13 protein-coding genes are annotated in these 18167 nt (G+C 61.3%); all 13 read left to right on the top strand.

Annotation, left to right across the window (positions count from 1 at the left end; genetic code table 11):
• The first annotated feature begins 109 nt into the window (after nucleotides 1-109).
• The 13 genes from yaaA (at nucleotide 110) to HU725_RS04030 (ending at nucleotide 18161) form a co-directional block, all read left to right on the top strand.
• Entirely contained in the window at nucleotides 110-889 is a 780-nt protein-coding gene (gene yaaA / locus HU725_RS04090; protein ID WP_186477463.1) for a peroxide stress protein YaaA, read from the top strand.
• A gap of 1224 nt (nucleotides 890-2113) precedes the next feature.
• Nucleotides 2114-3430 carry a nucleotide sugar dehydrogenase gene (locus tag HU725_RS04085; protein ID WP_060478984.1) on the top strand — a complete coding sequence of 439 codons (1317 nt, stop codon included), beginning with the start codon at nucleotides 2114-2116 and terminating at the stop codon, nucleotides 3428-3430.
• Nucleotides 3431-3503: 73 nt separating this feature from the next.
• A complete protein-coding gene (locus HU725_RS04080) occupies nucleotides 3504-4985 on the top strand; it encodes a glycosyltransferase family 2 protein (RefSeq protein WP_081016667.1) in 1482 nt (493 codons plus the stop codon).
• Between the two features lie 37 nt (nucleotides 4986-5022).
• Nucleotides 5023-6189, top strand: coding sequence for an alginate biosynthesis protein Alg44 (locus HU725_RS04075; RefSeq protein WP_060478982.1), 1167 nt, complete (start codon nucleotides 5023-5025; stop codon nucleotides 6187-6189).
• Between the two features lie 12 nt (nucleotides 6190-6201).
• Nucleotides 6202-7638 (top strand): alginate biosynthesis TPR repeat lipoprotein AlgK, encoded by a 1437-nt coding sequence (gene algK / locus HU725_RS04070; RefSeq protein WP_186477462.1) that lies wholly within the window; start codon nucleotides 6202-6204, stop codon nucleotides 7636-7638.
• Nucleotides 7635-9113, top strand: coding sequence for an alginate export family protein (locus HU725_RS04065; RefSeq protein WP_186477461.1), 1479 nt, complete (start codon nucleotides 7635-7637; stop codon nucleotides 9111-9113). Before algK ends, HU725_RS04065 begins: the two co-directional genes overlap by 4 nt.
• Nucleotides 9114-9129: 16 nt before the next feature.
• Entirely contained in the window at nucleotides 9130-10689 is a 1560-nt protein-coding gene (algG, locus tag HU725_RS04060) for a mannuronan 5-epimerase AlgG (protein ID WP_186477460.1), read from the top strand.
• 13 nt (nucleotides 10690-10702) lie between these two features.
• Nucleotides 10703-12142 (top strand): alginate O-acetyltransferase, encoded by a 1440-nt coding sequence (locus tag HU725_RS04055; RefSeq protein WP_060478978.1) that lies wholly within the window; start codon nucleotides 10703-10705, stop codon nucleotides 12140-12142.
• 7 nt (nucleotides 12143-12149) lie between these two features.
• Nucleotides 12150-13253, top strand: a complete 1104-nt coding sequence (locus HU725_RS04050) for a mannuronate-specific alginate lyase (RefSeq protein WP_186477459.1) — start codon at nucleotides 12150-12152, stop codon at nucleotides 13251-13253.
• 121 nt (nucleotides 13254-13374) lie between these two features.
• The gene (locus HU725_RS04045) at nucleotides 13375-14835 is read left to right on the top strand and encodes an MBOAT family O-acyltransferase (RefSeq protein WP_186477458.1); all 1461 of its coding nucleotides are present in this window, start codon (nucleotides 13375-13377) and stop codon (nucleotides 14833-14835) included.
• Nucleotides 14836-14845: 10 nt separating this feature from the next.
• A complete protein-coding gene (locus HU725_RS04040) occupies nucleotides 14846-16003 on the top strand; it encodes an alginate O-acetyltransferase (RefSeq protein WP_186477457.1) in 1158 nt (385 codons plus the stop codon).
• Between the two features lie 20 nt (nucleotides 16004-16023).
• Complete coding sequence (locus tag HU725_RS04035) at nucleotides 16024-16671, top strand: alginate O-acetyltransferase AlgF (RefSeq protein ID WP_060478974.1); 648 nt, start codon at nucleotides 16024-16026, stop codon at nucleotides 16669-16671.
• 35 nt (nucleotides 16672-16706) lie between these two features.
• Nucleotides 16707-18161, top strand: coding sequence for a mannose-1-phosphate guanylyltransferase/mannose-6-phosphate isomerase (locus HU725_RS04030; RefSeq protein ID WP_186477456.1), 1455 nt, complete (start codon nucleotides 16707-16709; stop codon nucleotides 18159-18161).
• Nucleotides 18162-18167 lie beyond the last annotated feature (6 nt).

The following is an 18167-nucleotide window of genomic DNA, read 5'->3' as shown; positions in this document are numbered from 1 at the left end:
CGCACTATAGCGCCTGCTTCGGCGATGGTCTGTGACTATTGTCGCCATAGTTTGGCGTTACTGGCCGCGGCCCGTAGAATTCACCGAATCGACTTCAGGAGCCGAACCGATGCTGACGGTGATTTCCCCCGCCAAGACCCTCGACTATGACACCCCCCCAGTGACTCAGCGGTTCACCTTGCCGCAATACCTGGACGATTCCCAGGTACTGATCGAGCAACTGCGGGAGTTATCGCCAGCGCAGATCAGCGAGCTGATGCACCTGTCCGACAAGCTTGCAGGCCTGAATGCTGCCCGCTTCGGCAGCTGGACCCCAGACTTCACCCCGGCCAATGCCAAGCAGGCGTTGCTGGCGTTCAAGGGTGACGTCTACACGGGCCTCGATGCCGAAACCCTCGGTGAGGACGACTTCAGCTATGCCCAACAGCACCTGCGCATGCTCTCGGGCCTCTACGGCCTGCTGCGCCCGCTCGACCTCATGCAACCCTACCGCCTGGAAATGGGCACCAAGCTGGCCAACGCCCGCGGCAAGGACCTGTATGCCTTCTGGGGTACGCGCATCAGCGAGTGGCTGAACCAGGCCCTGGCCGAACAAGGCGACGACCTGCTGTTGAACCTTGCGAGCAACGAGTATTTCAATGCGGTCAAGCGCAGCGCGCTGAAGGCTCGGGTGATCAACGTCGATTTCAAAGACCTGAAGAACGGCCAATACAAGATCATCAGCTTCTACGCCAAGAAAGCCCGCGGCATGATGAGCCGCTTCGTGATTCAGGAGCAGGTCAACGACCCTGAGCAACTCAAGCGCTTCGATGTGCAGGGTTACTATTACAGCGCCGAGCAATCCAAAGCGGATCATCTGGTGTTCTTGCGCGATCATTCGGCTGAGTGATTGACGCAGGAGCCGCTTGGCGGCTCGGCGCGCGCATTACATACCCACCCTGCAGCCCGTTCACCTCGATGCCCTGCAATCCCATCGAACCAGGCACCACAGGCACTTTGCGCGGTGCATCGGACGCATCAGGCGGTTGCGTTCGATAGCCCGCTGATCGGCGTCGGCACAGGCCATCGCGCTCCCGTACAGCAGGTGCGCACCGCCACAAGGCTGATCGAGTAGGCCTAAGAAGTGGAGCAGTGTGCGTTTGCCAGAGCCGGACGCACCGACGATGGCGCAGGATTGGCTTGCGGGTATGGAAAACAAGCCTTCACGCCTTATCCATGTGCTCAATGGTTGAGACGCCCCCAGTGGCCATTGGTGTGGGCTGCCCAAGACGTTCCATCGTTCATGGACAGCTCTTCGGAGCGTCCGGAAGGCTTAACGGCAAGCCAAAAAAAGCCTTAGTATTTTTGAGGCTACGAGTGTTGCGAAATGCTCGCCACCCCATTGGCACAACTGTTCACAGTGCCATCATGCCAAAATAAAGACGCCAAAAATTCGACTCCGCACCTCTGGCCGCTACCTGTCTTGAGACCGTTCGTACCTTTTTTGACGAATTTTGAAAAAAAATTTCTGGTGATAGCAGAACAATATCCTCGCTCAGTTTGCCCCTTTATGGCTGGGGGTAAAACTGCTGTGTGCTATCAAATTGAAAGTATTTATCATTGAAAAATTATTTAGAAATCTTTCATGCGTTCCGAAGCCACCCAGGAACTTCTGTCGCAAGTGACCGCTCATAGTGCCGTAACGAATTTCATGGCCTCAGGTTGTGAGAAATGACTTACAGATGACAACCGGCAGAACTCTTTTTTCTGCCTGATTAACTTCAAAAGGTGCAGCGGGTCTTTTCAGAACCCGCCTCAATAGAGGAATGACGCGCCCTCAGAATCGTCCTAGTGGTTGATTTCAATAGGTTTTTCCATTTGAAAGAACAAGCACAGCAAAGCGTCTAGTTGCGCTTTGCAGAAAGGACGGCTGCATTTCAGGGCACGCCTTTAGATAACCGGCGAATAACTGCCAACTTTTAGTGCACGACATTGTGCATGACGGATTTATTCATGCCTGCGCTCGGCGAAGTGTGCATTTCGCCATGTAACCGTGCGCCCGAAAACTGTTGTTAATCAACCCAGTCCGGCTCTTCTTCAGGAGCTGGCGTGATAAACACATGAGGTGATAGCGATGCGTATCAGCATCTTTGGTTTGGGTTATGTGGGTGCAGTCTGTGCAGGTTGCCTGACGGCGCGGGGCCATGACGTGATTGGTGTGGATGTGTCCAAGACCAAGATCGACCTGATCAACCAGGGCAAGTCGCCCATCGTCGAACCTGGCCTGGAAGCACTACTGCAACAAGGCATCGCCAATGGCCGACTGCGCGGCACCACCGATTTCGCCGAGGCCATTCGCGCCAGCGACGTTTCGATGATTTGCGTAGGTACGCCAAGCAAGAAGAACGGCGACCTGGGCCTTGAGTACATCGAGTCGGTGTGCCGCGAAATCGGCTACGTGCTGCGTGACAGCCAGCGCCGCCACACCATCGTAGTGCGCAGCACCGTGCTGCCAGGCACCGTGAAGAATGTGGTGATTCCGATTCTGGAAGATTGCTCGGGCAAGAAAGCTGGCGTGGATTTCGGCGTAGCAGTGAACCCGGAGTTCCTGCGTGAAAGCACCGCGATCAAGGACTACGACCACCCGCCGATGACCGTCATCGGTGAATTGGACACCGCCAGCGGCGACGTGCTGCAGGCACTGTACGAAGAACTCGATGCCCCGGTCATCCGTAAGCCGATCGAAGTGGCCGAGATGATCAAGTACACCTGCAACGTGTGGCACGCCACCAAGGTCACTTTCGCCAACGAAATCGGCAACATCGCCAAAGCCGTCGGCGTCGATGGCCGTGACGTGATGGAAGTGGTCTGCCAGGACAAAGTGCTGAACCTGTCCCAGTACTACATGCGCCCAGGCTTTGCCTTCGGGGGCTCGTGCCTGCCCAAGGATGTGCGTGCCCTCACCTACCGCGCCGCCTCCCTCGATGTACGGGCACCTCTGCTGGACTCGCTGATGCGCAGCAATGAGTCGCAGGTCCAGAACGCCTTCGAAATCATCGAAGCCCACGACAAGCGCAGGGTTGCCCTGCTGGGCCTGAGCTTCAAGGCCGGCACCGACGACCTGCGGGAAAGCCCGCTGGTAGAGCTGGCCGAACGCTTGATCGGCAAAGGCTACCAGTTGGACATCTACGACGAGAACGTCGAGTACGCCCGCGTGCATGGGGCGAACAAAGAGTACATCGAGTCGAAGATTCCGCACGTGTCGTCGTTGCTCAACGCCGACTTCCAGAAGGTCATCGACAACGCCGACATCATCGTCCTGGGCAACCGTGACGAGCAGTTCCGTGCCCTGGCCGAGCAAGCGCCGGCCGGTAAGCAGGTGATCGACCTGGTCGGCTTCATGAGCAAGCCCAGCTGCTCCACCAGCCGTACCGAAGGCATTTGCTGGTAATGCCTGATCGGGCAGCGGTGGCCTCCCCACCACCGCTGCCCACCTTTTCCCGAATTTTCCACGGATGCTGAACATGCAAAGGCTCCAGACAGTGCTGTTGCAGTGCGCCGGGTGGCTGCTCTACATGAGCCTGCTCATGCTGATCGCCCTGGCCCTGCCAGCCGAAATCTTCGACTCGCAGTCCAAGCACTTCATCTTCCTGGTCGGCGCAGTCGGCATCTGGCGCTATTCCATGGGCGCCACTCACTTCATCCGCGGCATGATCTTCCTGTACGGCGTGTACCCCTACCTGCGCCGCAAGGTGCAGAAGATGGGCGATGCCGCTGCGCCATCGCACGTCTACCTGATGGTCACCAGCTTTCGTATCGAGGCACTGACCACCGCTCAGGTGTACAGCTCGGTGATTCGCGAAGCCATCGAATGCGGCTACCCCACCACCGTGGTGTGCTCGCTGGTGGAGATGTCCGATGAGCTTCTGGTCAAGAGCCTGTGGGCCAAATACAACCCCCCTTCCCATGTCACCCTGGATATCGTGCGCATCGCTGGCACCGGCAAGCGCGATGGCCTGGCTTATGGTTTTCGAGCGATTTCGCGGATGTTGCCCGACGAGAACGCCGTAGTGGCAGTCATCGACGGTGACACCGTGCTCGGCGAAGGCGTAGTTCGCAAGACCGTGCCGTGGTTCAAGCTGTACCCCAACGTCGGCGGCCTGACCACCAACGAGTTCTGCGAGGTGCGCGGCGGCTACATCATGAGCGAATGGCACAAGCTGCGCTTCGCCCAACGCCACATCAACATGTGCTCCATGGCCCTGTCCAAGCGCGTGCTGACCATGACCGGGCGCATGTCGATGTTCCGCGCCAGCGTGGTGACCAACCCCGAGTTCATCGCCGACGTCGAAAGCGACTCGCTGATGCACTGGCGCCTGGGCCGCTTCAAGTTCCTCACCGGTGACGACAAGTCCAGCTGGTTCAGCCTGATGCGCCTTGGCTACGACACCTTCTACGTGCCAGATGCGGCGATCAACACGGTCGAGCACCCGCCAGAAAAGAGCTTCCTCAAGGCCAGCCGCAAGCTGATGTACCGCTGGTATGGCAACAACCTGCGGCAGAACTCCCGGGCGCTGGGCCTTGGTCTGCGCCGCCTGGGGCTGTTCACCAGCATCGTGCTGTTCGACCAGCGGGTGTCGATGTGGACCAGCCTGCTCGGCCTGACCGTGGCGGTGATCGCCAGCCTCAAATTCGGCATGGCGTACCTGCTGGTCTACCTGCTGTGGATCGGCATCACTCGCCTGATCCTCACCATCATGTTGCTGTGCTCTGGGCACAACGTGGGCCCGGCCTACCCGCTGATTCTCTATTACAACCAGATCGTCGGCGCGTTGATGAAAATCTATGTGTTCTTCCGCCTCGACAAGCAGTCCTGGACCCGCCAACCGACTGCCCTCAAGCGTGACCTCGCCAGTTTTCAACAATGGTTCAACACCTGGTCCTCGCGGACCATGACCTTCTCGGCTGCCAGCATTTTCGTTGCTGTGCTGTTCATGGTCGTGTGAGCCCAACCCGGATCGGAATTAACAGGAACAAACCAAGATGAATACCGCCGTGAACGTCAACGTCGTGCATGAGTCCGAAGCCCAGCGCCAACACGCCCGGGTGCGCATCCCGGCCAAGTTGCGCTTTCTGGACAAAGACCGCCAGGCTCAGGATGTGAAGGTCGATGACCTGTCTGCCGGCGGCCTGAGTTTCCACAGCAAGCAGCCGCTGTCGGTCGGTGAAGTGCTGCGCGGTCGCCTGCAGTTCACGGTAGACAACCTGGGCCTGTCGATGGACATCGAGTTCCAGGTGCGCGCTTATGACAACGCCACCGGCCGCACCGGCGCGCAGTTCCAGAACCTCGAACCTCGCGATATCGCGACGCTGCGCCATATCATCACCAGTCACCTTTCCGGTGAGCTGATCACCGCAGGCGATGTGCTGAGCACCCTGCAGCGCGACAACTTCACCAAGGCACGCAAGCAAAAAGACAGTGGCTCAGGCCTGTCGGCCTTCGGCCGCCTGAAGGCCGTGACCGTGACCCTGGGGGTGTTCGTGGTAGGCGTGGCCGCTTTCGGCTTCGTCGCCAAATCGCTTTACGGCATGTACTTCGTCAGCCATGCCGAAGCCGGGGTGGTCGCCGTCCCAACTTCTACCGTGACCATGCCGCGTGACGGTACCGTCAACAGCCTGGCCGAAATCGGCGGGCAAATCGCCAAGGGTGCGCCGCTGGCCAGCTTCACCACCAGCATGTTGGACATGCTCAAAGGGAGCCTGGACGACTCGCAGCTGGAGCCTGCAAAAATCGAGGAACTGTTCGGCAAGCAGCTCTCCGGCACGCTCACCAGCCCATGCGATTGCGTCGTCGCCCGCCAACTGGTGGACGACGGCCAGTACGCCGCCAAGGGCCAGCCGATCTTCCAACTGATACCGCGCACCACCCAGCCGATGGTCGAAGCGCGCTTCAGCTATCGCCAGTTCGACGAGGTCAAGCCAGGCACCCGAGTCAACTTCCAGGTAGCTGGCGAAGACGAAGTGCGCACCGGCCAGATCGTCAGCAGCGCCAGCCTCAACAGCGACGACCTGGCCTCTGACATCCGTGTACAGATCAAACCCGACAGCGCCATGCCGGCTGAACTGGCCGGCCGCCCGGCCTCGGTCAACGCTGACCGCGGTCCATCGCTGAACGGGCTGATCGACAAAGCCTCGGCCCACGGCCTCTAAGAGGGAACGCCGATGACCAGCAGACTCCTCGAGCACCGTGGCCCCTGGCTTGGGCTTTGCGCCCTGGCCGCCGCGGTCAGTTTGGCCGGCTGTGCCGGCCTGCCCGACCAGCGCCTGGCCAACGAAGCCCTCAAGCGCGGTGACACGGCGCTTGCCGAACGCAATTACAAGGCCCTGGCAGACCTTGGCTACAGCGACGCGCAGGTGGGCCTTGCCGATATCAAGGTCGCCACGCGCGACCCTGCCAAGATTCAGGAAGCCGAGGCGACGTACCGTGCTGCCGCTGCCACTTCGCCGCGAGCTCAAGCACGCCTGGGCCGCCTGCTGGTGGCCAAGCCAAACAGCACCCAAAGCGAACGTGAAGAAGCAGAAACGCAGCTCATGCTCGCCGCCGAGCAAGGTCAGGGCAATACCCTGATCCCGCTGGCAATGTTGTACCTGAGTTACCCGCAAAGCTTCCCGAAGGTCAACGCCCAACAGCAGATCGACCAGTGGCGCGCCGCCGGCAACCCGGAAGCGGGCCTTGCCCAAGTACTGCTGTACCGTACCCAGGGCACCTACGAGCAGCACCTGACCGAAGTCGAGCGCATCTGCAAGGCAGCGCTCAGCGCCACCGACATCTGCTATGTGGAATTGGCCACGGTCTATCAGAAGCGTGCCCAGGCCGATCAGCAGGCTGCGTTGATCAGCCAGCTCAAGTCCGCGTACGCCCGTGGCGCCGTACTGGCCAGCCGGGTCGACAGTGTCGCCCGCGTGCTGGCTGACCGCAGCCTTGGCCAGACCGACGAGAAAACCGCCAAAAACCTGCTCGAACAGGTCGCCCCAGCCAACCCAGCGTCCTGGGTCAGCCTGGCGCAGCTGCTGTACGAATTCCCCGAACTGGGCGATACCGACCAGCTGATGGCTTACATCGACAAAGGCCGAGAAGCCGAGCAGCCCCGCGCCGAACTGCTGCTGGGCCGCCTGTACTACGAAGGCAAAAGCCTGCCTGCGGACGCGCCAAAAGCCGAGCAGCACCTCAAAGCTGCCGCCGACGCAGGGGAAACCAGCGCCCATTACTACCTTGGCCAACTGTACCGCCGCGGCTATCTGGGCAGCGTCGAGCCGCAAAAGGCCGTCGATAACCTGCTCGCCGCGGCCCGTGGCGGCCAGAACAGCGCCGACTATGCGCTCGCCCAACTGTTCAGCGAAGGCCATGGCATTCGCCCGCAACCAGACAACGCTTGGGTATTCGCGCAATTGGCCCAGGCCAACCCGACGCCGCAGTCCAGCGAACTGCTGCAACAGCTCGACCAACAGCTCACGCCCGAGCAGCGCAGCCAGGCCCAGCACGTGCTGGCCCAGGAACAGCAAGCCCGCGGCAGCATGGCGCAGGGTGCCAACAGCACCCTGGCACTCGAAGCCCTGCAGGACGACGACAAAGAAGTAGACGGTGAGGACTCGCTATGACGCTCAACCCTTTCGTGAAAGCCGGCATCGGCCTGAGCTTCGCTTTGCTGTGGTCCTGCCCGACCCTGGCGGAAATGACCGCTGAAAAGAACTTCGGCCTGGATGTGAAAATCACCGGCCAATCCGAAGACGACCGTGACCTTGGCACTCGCTCAGGTGGCGACGTCAACGGCCTGGGCCTGGACTTGCGCCCTTGGGTGTACGGCGAGCGCGGTAACTGGAGCGCCTTCGCCATGGGCCAGGCGGTCAGCGCCACCGACACCATCGAAACCGACACGTTGCGCCAGAACGACGACGGTACCACCACCGACACCGCCGCCGACGGGCGCAAGCAGGACAAGAGCTACCTGGCCATGCGCGAGTTCTGGGTTGGCTACAGCGGGCTTACGGCCTACCCAGGGGAGCAACTGCGCCTGGGCCGCCAGCGCCTGCGCAGCGACGATGGGATGTGGCGCGACACCAACATCGAAGCGCTGAACTGGACCTTCGATACCACCCTGCTCAAGGCTGACCTGGGCGTGGCTCAGCGCTTTAGCGAGTACCGTACCGACCTTACCGAGTTGGCCCCGCAAGACAAGGACCGTACCCACCTTTACGGCAACGTCGCCGCACAGTGGACACCGGGTCACTGGGTCGGCCTGCGCGCGCATCACACCCACGACAGTGGCAGCCTGAAAAACCCCGGCGAAACCGTCGATGCGCTGGACAAGACCCGCACCGGCGACCTGACCTGGCTGGGCCTTGAGGCCAACAGCGACGCCTACAACTGGCGCAACCAGCACACCGTCAACTACTGGGGCAGCGTCACATGGCTGACCGGCGACCGTGACACCCTCAGCAGCCAGACTGTCGCTGACCAGACCGTCGCGACCGGCAAGCAGAGCGGCAACGTCAACGCGTGGGCCACCGACTTGGGCATCCGTCTGCGCCTGGACCCGCAATGGCAGGTTGGCGCCGCCTATGCCCGTGGCAGCGGCGGCGGTGGCGACGATGGCTCAGGCAACTTCGAGCAGACCGGACTTGAAAGTAACCGCTCCAACTACACCGGCACCCGCTCGCGGGTGCATCGCTTCGGCGAAGCGTTCCGTGGCGAGCTGGGCAACTTGCAGGCCGCCACGCTGTTCGCCTCCTGGCAGCTGCGCGATGACTACGACGCCAGCCTGATCTACCACAAGTTCTGGCGGGTCGACGGCAACCAGAACATCGGCTCCAGCGGCATCAATGCAGTGGTCAACGACAACGGCGTGAATCGCCAGCTGGTCGATGGCGAAAAAGACCTCGGCCAGGAAATGGACCTGGTCGTCACCAAATACTTCAAGCAAGGCCTGCTGCCGGCTTCGATGAGCCAGGCAATCGACGAGCCCTCTGCCCTGGTGCGCCTGCGCGCTGGTGTGTTCAAGCCGGGCGACGCCTACGGCAAGGAAGCGGATTCGTACATGCACCGCGCCTTCGTCGACGTGATCTGGCGCTTCTGAAGCCGGGAGAAACCTGATGAACCTTCACCCGCACTTGCGTCACAGCCTTCTAGCCAGCGCCCTGCTGCTGACCAGTGGCCTGGCTTTCGCCGCAGAACCACAGACGCTCGCCAAGGGCCTGCAGCAGGCCAAGACTTATACCGTGGCCAGCGCACCGATCGAGCCGCTGCAGATGGACCCGCCAAAACTGCCCGACCTCAGTGGCTACACCGCCCAAGCCGTGCAGAAGAAAATCGACCGCAGCCACAAGGGCAAAGTCAGCGTGCGCCGCATGTTCCAGGAGGACACCCTCAAGGAATTCATCGGCGGCGACAACAAAGCCGCCGAGTGGGTGCAGCGCCAGCACGGGATTCCTCAAGCGATCTTCGTCGATGACGGCCATGTCGACCTGGTGGAGCTGAGCAAGCAGGTACCCAAGCAGTACCTGCGCGAGGTAGAACCTGGCGTGTACATGGCGCGCCTGCCGATCGTGGTCGGGCATAAGGGCATCCTCGAGATCGACCGTAAGGTCAAGCAGCTGCGCCTGTCCCAGGAGGGCGGCGCGTTTGTGATCAACGATGGCAAGCTGTTCGTCACCGACACCCAGGTAACCGGCTGGCGCGAGAAGGACAACGGCCCCGCGACCTTCCGCTCGCCCAAGGAATTCCGCCCGTTCCTGCTCTCGTGGGGGGGCACCGAGACCTACATCGTCAACACCCAGATGGCCAGCTTTGGCTATTCCAAATCCAAGTCGTATGGTGTGAGCATTTCGCAATACACCCCCAACATGTCCAAGCGCATGGGCCGCGCCGAGCCTACCGGCTGGATCATCGGCTCGACCTTCAGCGACATGTGGTATGGCTTCTACTGCTACGAAACCCAGGACTTCGTGGTCAAGGACAACACCTACCGCGACAACATCGTCTATGGCATCGACCCGCACGACCGTTCGCACCGCCTGATCATTGCCGGCAACACCGTGTACGGCACCAAGAAAAAGCACGGGATCATCATTTCCCGTGAGGTCAACGACAGCTGGATCATCAATAACAAGAGCTACGACAACAAGCTCTCGGGCGTGGTGATCGACCGTAACAGCATCAACAACCTGGTGGCCTACAACGAGATCTATCGCAACCACACCGACGGCATCACCCTGTACGAAAGCGGCGACAACCTGATCTGGGGCAACAAGCTGATCAATAACCGTCGCCACGGCATCCGGGTGCGCAACAGCGTGAACATTCGCCTGTACGACAACATCGCCATGGCCAACGGGCTGGTCGGCGTGTACGGGCACATCAAGGACCTGTCCGATACCGACCGCGACATCGCCCTGGACCCCTTCGACACCAAGGTGTCGCTGATCGTGGTCGGGGGCGAGCTGGCGGCCAATGGCTCCGGCCCGCTGTCGATCGACTCACCGCTGTCGGTCGAGCTGTACAAGGTGTCCATGCTCGCCCCGCGCAAGGCTAGCGGCATCAGCCTCAACGGCGTGCTTGGCGAGCGTCAGGACGAAATCCTCGACCTGCTGGTGCGCCAGCAGAAGGCCGTGCTGATCGACCCGGTCGAGCGCCAGAGCGAAATGATCGATTAAGGAAGCCCAGACCATGACTCCACACCTGATGAAACTGCTGGGCCTGTCCGCTGCGCTTTTGGCCGTTAGCCAGGGCGTGCGCGCCGACCAGATAAAGGCCCCGACCTTCACCGCCGAGCCGTGCTGCCAATTGTGCCCCGAGGCACACGACGCCAGCCGGTACACCACCCGCTATCAGCAGAACTTCACCACGCTGGTGCAGGCGCAGGGCGACTGGTTGTTCCGTACCCGTGAAGACCTGCGTACCGAGTTCAACACCACGCCGGCCGGCTACAAACGCTTGCAGCAGGTGCACGACGCGTTCAAGAAGCGTGGCGTTGAGTTGGTGGTGGTCTACCAGCCGACCCGGGGCCTGGTGAACCGCAACATGCTCAACCCCAAAGAGAAAGCCGCCTTTGATTACCAGAAGGCGCTGGGCAACTACCAGGCGATGCTCAAGCGCTTCGCCAGCATGGGCTACAACGTGCCAGACCTGTCGCCACTGACCAACGAGCAGCTGGCCGCCGCCGACCAGGGCAAGGATTTCTACTTCCGCGGTGACCAGCACTGGACACCCTACGGTGCCCAGCGCGCGGCCAAGATCGTGGCCGACACGGTGCACCAGATGCCGGCCTTCGAAGGCATACCACGCAAGGAATTCGAAACTCACAAGTCCGGGCGCATGGGCAAGACCGGCACCTTGCACAATGTCGCCGGCCAACTGTGCGGCACCAGCTATGCGGTGCAGTACATGGATCAGTTCGCCACCGAGCCGAAAGGCTCCAGCGGCGGCGACGACCTGTTCGGCGATGGCGGCAATGCCCAGATCACCCTCGTAGGCACTAGCCACAGCGGCAAAAACTACAACTTCGCCGGCTTCCTCGAACAATACATCGGCGCCGACGTGCTCAACGTCGCCTTCCCCGGTGGCGGTTTGGAAGGCTCGATGATCCAGTACCTGGGCAGCGAAGAGTTCCAGAAAAACCCACCAAAAATCCTTATCTGGGAATTCTCGCCGCTTTACCGCCTGGACCAGGAAACCATCTGGCGGCAGATCCTCGCCCTGCTCGACGACGGCTGCGACGACCGCCCAGCGCTGATGAGCGCCAGCACCACCCTCAAGCCCGGCAAGAATGAGCTGATGGTCAACGGCAAGGGCGGCGTGATCAAGAACCTGGTCAACCGCAACCTGCAGATGGATGTGAAGTTCGACGACCCATCGGTGAAGGTGCTGCAGGCCACCCTGTGGTATCTCAATGGCCGTCACGAGGACATCAAGCTGGAGAAGCCGGAAACCTCCGACACCGATGGCCGTTTCGTCTTCCAGATGCGCGAAGACGAGGACTGGGCCAACCAGAGCCTGCTGGCCTTCGAAGTCCAAGGGCCGCAAAGCGGCACCCAGAAAGTCCAGGCCAAACTCTGCAAACGCAACAACTTTGCCGGGCCCGCGCAGACCGCGCAGGCCGGCCAGTGAGGCGCCCATGACCCATTTCAAGCAGTTGTTCCGCCCTGCCCTGCTCGCCCTGGCCCTGTGCGGCGGCGCCGCGCACGCCGCGCTGGTACCCCCGCAGGGCTATTACGAGGGAATCGAGAAGCCCAAGACCGGCGACGGTAATTTCCGTTGTGAACCGGCACCCAAGCCGTATACCGGTGCGCTGCAGTTTCGCAGCAAATACGAGGGCTCGGACAAGGCCCGGGCGACGTTGAACCTGGCTTCGGAAAAGGCCTTTCGCACGTCCACCGAAGACATCACCACGCTGGAAAAAGGCGTCAGCAAGATGGTTGGCCAATACATGCGTGACGGCCGCCCCGCACAGCTGGACTGCACCCTGACCTGGCTCGGCACCTGGGCGCGCGCCGACGCGCTGATGTCCACCGATTACAACCATACCGGCAAATCCATGCGCAAATGGGCGCTGGGCAGCATGAGCGGGTCTTGGCTGCGGCTTAAGTTCTCCAACGCACGCCCGCTTGCCGCGCACCAGGCCCAGGCCGAACAGATCGAGAAGTGGTTTGCCCGCCTTGCCGAACAAACCGTTCGCGACTGGAGCAACCTGCCGCTGGAGAAAATCAACAACCACAGCTACTGGGCTGCCTGGTCGGTGATGGCCACGGCCGTGGCTACCGACCGCCGCGACCTGTTCGACTGGGCCGTGAAGGAATTCAAAATTGGCGCCAATCAGGTCGACGAGCAGGGCTTTTTGCCCAACGAAATCAAACGCCGGCAACGTGCCTTGGCCTATCACAACTACGCCTTGCCGCCGCTGGCGATGATTGCCAGCTTCGCCCAGGCCAATGGTGTGGATCTGCGCCGCGAAAACAACTTTGCCTTGCAACGCCTGGGCGAAGGCGTGCTGGCAGGTGCTCGCGATCCACGTCTGTTTGCCGCCCGTGCCGGTGAGAAGCAGGACATGAAGGACCTGAAGGTCGACAACAAATATTCCTGGCTCGAGCCCTGGTGCGCGCTTTACCACTGCGTCGGCGACACCCTCGAGCGCAAGCACGGCATGCAACCGTTCAACAGCTTCAGGCTGGGCGGTGATGTGACCCGGCTCTACGACCCGAACGCAGAATCGAAAAAGTAACGTAATCCCCTGTGTGGGCGGGTTCACCCGCTCCTCGGGTGGCTTGGTATCCCTCGCCGTTTGCGTGGGGGGTTTGGGGGGCGCTGTGCCCCGGATGCTGTGAACAACTAGGAGAACCGGGATGGTCTTCTCGTCCAACGTGTTCCTGTTCCTGTTCTTGCCGGTCTTCCTCGGCCTGTACTACTTGAGCGGACAACGCTATCGCAACCTGCTGCTGCTGGTCGCAAGCTACATCTTCTACGCCTGGTGGCGGGTCGACTTCCTTGCCCTGTTCGCTGGCGTAACCCTGTGGAACTACTGGATCGGCCTGCGCGTGGGTGCGTGCGGCGTGCGCACCAAGCCAGCCCAGCGCTGGCTGCTGCTGGGCGTGGGTGTAGACCTGGCGATCCTCGGCTACTTCAAATATGCCAACTTCGGTGTCGAGAGCCTCAACGCGATCATCACCTCGTTCGGTATGCAGCCGTTCATCCTCACCCACGTGCTGCTGCCTATCGGCATTTCGTTCTATATCTTCGAGTCGATCAGCTACATCATCGATGTGTATCGCGGTGACACCCCGGCCACACGCAACCTGATCGACTTCGCGGCGTTCGTGGCGATCTTCCCCCACCTGATCGCAGGCCCTGTGCTGCGCTTCAAGGATTTGGTAGACCAGTTCAACAACCGTACCCATACCCTGGACAAGTTCTCCGAAGGCTGCACCCGCTTCATGCAAGGCTTCATCAAGAAAGTGTTCATCGCCGATACCTTGGCCGTGGTAGCCGACCACTGCTTCGCCTTGCAGCACCCCACCACCGGTGACGCCTGGCTTGGCGCCTTGGCCTACACCGCGCAGCTGTACTTCGACTTCAGCGGCTACAGCGACATGGCCATCGGCCTGGGGCTGATGATGGGCTTTCGCTTCATGGAGAACTTCAAACAGCCCTACATCAGCCAGTCGATCACCGAGTTCTGGCGGCGCTGGCACATCAGCCTGTCCACCTGGCTGCGCGATTACCTGTACATCACCCTGGGCGGCAACCGCAAAGGCACTTTCAACACCTACCGCAACCTGTTCCTGACCATGCTGCTCGGTGGCCTTTGGCACGGTGCCAACTTCACCTACATCATTTGGGGTGCCTGGCACGGCATGTGGCTGGCGATCGAGCGGGCGCTGGGTATCGACACCAACCCACAGCGTTTCAACCCGGTGAAATGGGCCGTCACCTTCCTGCTGGTGGTGGTCGGCTGGGTGATCTTCCGTGCCGAAAACCTCGACGTCGCCGCCCGCATGTATGGCGCCATGTTCAGCTTCGGCCAGTGGCAGCTGTCAGAGCTCAACCGCTCCCAGCTCACCGGCCTGCAGGTGGCGACCCTGGTGATCGCTTACCTCAGCCTGGCGTTCTTCGGCCTGCGCGATTTCTACCGCCACGCCACGCCGGCGGCAGCCATGCGCAGCCCGGCGCAGGTCAATGCCGATGGCTCGATCGGCCTGGACTGGGCACGGGTGATGACGCGCGCGCTGATCCTGCTGCTGTTTGCAGCCTCGATCCTCAAGCTTTCGGCGCAGAGCTACTCGCCGTTCCTGTACTTCCAGTTCTGAGGGGCACGCCATGAACCGGACATTACGTATCACTTACTCCCTGTCGTTCCTTGGCCTGCTGGTAGGCATGGGCGTGTGGTCCACAGGCGGTTTTGAAGGCTTTCACCGTACCCAGCAGATGACCCTGCTCAACGGCAAGCTGGCCAAGGCCGCAGAAACCCACTACGACGAGCAGTTCCCCATCAAGCGCCTGGGTACCAACCTTTGGGCCGCCCTGGACTTCAAACTGTTCAACGAAGGCCGCCCTGGTGTGGTCTTGGGCCGCGATCAGTGGCTGTTCACTGACGAAGAGTTCAAGCCTACTGCCAATGCCGAGCAGCAGATGCAGGAGAACCTTGCACTGATCCAAGGCGTGCGCGACACCCTGCGCAAGCACGGCAGCCACTTGGTGCTGGCGATCATCCCGGCCAAGGCGCGGGTGTATGCCGAATACATCGGCAAACAGCAACCGGCCAGCCTGCACGATCAGCTGTACAACCGCTTCCATGCCCAGGCGCGTCAGGCCAATGTGTTCGCCCCCGACCTGATGCCCGCACTGGAGCAGGCCAAAGCTCGCGGCCAAGTGTTCTTGCGTACCGACACCCATTGGACGCCGATGGGCGCGCAAGTCGCGGCCCAGACGCTGGCAGATGCGGTCAGCCGTCAGCGCCTACTCGACGGCGAGCCTCAGGCGTTCATCACCGACGCTGGCAGCACCGCTCCCTACAAGGGCGACCTGACCAACTTCCTGCCGCTGGACCCACTGTTCAGCGACCTGCTGCCGGCTCCGGACAATCTGCAACAACTCACCACTCGCCCGGCCGAAGCTGATGCTGCCGGCGGCGACGCGCTGTTCGCCGATACCCAGATCCCGGTGGCCCTGGTGGGCACCAGCTACAGCGCCAATGCGCACTGGAACTTCCTCGGCGCGTTGCAGCAGGCGCTGCACAGCGATGTCGCCAATTACGCCGAAGACGGCCACGGCCCATTGCTGCCGATGCTCAAGTACCTGCAAAGCGATGCCTTCAAAAACGCCCCGCCCCAGGTTGTGGTGTGGGAATTCCCCGAACGTTATCTGCCGATGACCAGCGACCTCAGCAGCTTCGACCCGCAGTGGATCGCGCAGCTCAAGCACAACCGTAAATCCGAAGAAAACCTGGCCATGTCGTCCACCCGGACGCATCACTGATCGATAGAGAGGAAATGCACATGACTACCAAAACTTCCATTGCCAAAGCCCTCACCCTCGCGGCCGGGCTTTCCCTGGCGTCCATGCAGGCGTTCGCCGGAGCCGACGCCGCGCTGTATGGCCCAAGCGCGCCCAAGGGTTCGAGCTTCGTGCGTTTGTATAACGCGGCCAGCGCACCGGCTGCAGCCAGCGTGGGCAACACCCAGATCAAGCAGGTTGGCGCCCAGGCCAGCAGCGACTTCAGCTTCCTGCCAGGTGGCGACTACACCGCCCAGGTAGGCGGTAAGAGCGTGCCGGTGCAACTGGCCGCCGACAAGTACTACACCCTGGTCAACAGCAGCAGCGGCAACCCGCAGCTGATCGAAGAGCCGCCTTTCAAGAACAAGCAAAAGGCGTTGGTGCGGGTGCAGAACCTCAGCGACCAGGCCCTGACCCTGAAAACTGCCGACGGCAAGACCGAAGTGGTGCCATCGGTGGCCACCAAAGGCCGCGGCGAGCGGGAAATCAATCCGGTCAAGGTCAACCTGGCCTTGTTCGAGGGCAACAAGAAAGTCAGCGACCTCAAACCGGTCGCCCTGGAGCGTGGCGAAGCGGCCGTGCTGTACGTAACGGGTTCCGGCAGCAACTTGTCGCCGGTGTGGGTAACTCGCCCCGTGGCTAGCAACTGATCCCCCTGCCTCATAACGACTATTGGAGAAACACGATGATCCCGGTAATTCTTTCTGGTGGTAGCGGTTCGCGTCTGTGGCCTTTGTCGCGCAAGCAGTTCCCCAAACAATTCCTGGCGCTGACCGGGGAGAACACCCTGTTCCAGCAAACCCTCGAGCGCTTGCGCTTCGAAGGCATGGACAGCCCGGTCGTGGTCTGCAACAAGGATCACAAGTTCATCGTTCAGGAACAGCTCGCTGCCCTGAACCTGGAAACCCAAGGCATCCTGATGGAGCCGTTTGGGCGCAATACTGCGCCAGCGGTGGCTTTGGCAGCCATGAAACTGGTCAACGAGGGTTGCGACGAGCTGATGCTGGTGCTGCCCGCCGACCATGTGATCGATGACCAAAAGGCCCTGCAACGCGCCTTGGCCTTGGCCACCGTGGCCGCCGAGCGCGGCGAAATGGTGCTGTTCGGCGTGCCGGCCACCAAACCGGAAACCGGCTACGGCTACATCCGCTCCAGCCAGGATGCGCTGCTGCCTGAAGGCGTGGCCCGAGTTGCCCAGTTCGTCGAAAAACCCGATGAAAAGCGCGCTGCCGAGTTCGTCGCCGCGGGCGGCTACTTCTGGAATAGCGGCATGTTCCTGTTCCGCGCCAGCCGCTTCCTCGAAGAGCTGAAAAAACACGACCCGGACATTTATGACACCTGCGTACTGGCCCTTGAGCGCAGCAGCGAAGATGACGATGTGCTGAGCATCGACGAGGCCACCTTCGCCTGCTGCCCGGACAACTCGATCGACTACGCGGTGATGGAGAAGACCCAGCGTGCCTGCGTGGTGCCGATGTCGGCAGGCTGGAGCGATGTGGGCTGCTGGTCATCGCTATGGGAGGTGCACGACAAGGACGCCGACGGCAACGTCACCAAAGGCGACGTAGTGGTGCAGGACAGCCGCAACTGCATGATCCATGGCAACGGCAAGCTGGTGTCGGTGATCGGCCTTGAGAACATCGTGGTGGTCGAGACCAAGGACGCGATGATGATCGCCCACAAGGACAAGGTCCAGGGCGTCAAGCAGATGGTCAAGACACTCGACGAGCAGGGCCGGAGCGAAACCCAGAACCACCTGGAAGTCTATCGCCCTTGGGGCTCGTACGACTCGGTGGACATGGGCGGGCGCTTCCAGGTCAAGCACATCACCGTCAAGCCCGGCGCCAGCTTGTCGCTGCAGATGCACCACCACCGTGCCGAGCACTGGATCGTGGTCTCCGGCACGGCCGAGGTGACCTGTGACGAGAATGTGTTCCTGCTCACCGAAAACCAGTCGACCTACATTCCGATCGCCTCGGTCCACCGCCTGCGCAACCCAGGCAAGATCCCTCTGGAGATCATCGAGGTGCAATCGGGCAGCTACCTGGGCGAGGACGACATCGAACGTTTCGAAGACGTGTATGGACGCACATCGACACCCGTCGAGCGGGGGGTGTCCGTCAAGACGATTGCGCAATAACCAACA

It is taken from the genome of Pseudomonas promysalinigenes (genome assembly GCF_014269025.2).
GTDB lineage: Bacteria > Pseudomonadota > Gammaproteobacteria > Pseudomonadales > Pseudomonadaceae > Aquipseudomonas > Aquipseudomonas promysalinigenes.
Note: the sequence above shows the minus strand (reverse complement) of the source record. Positions and strands in the feature narration are given on the sequence as shown.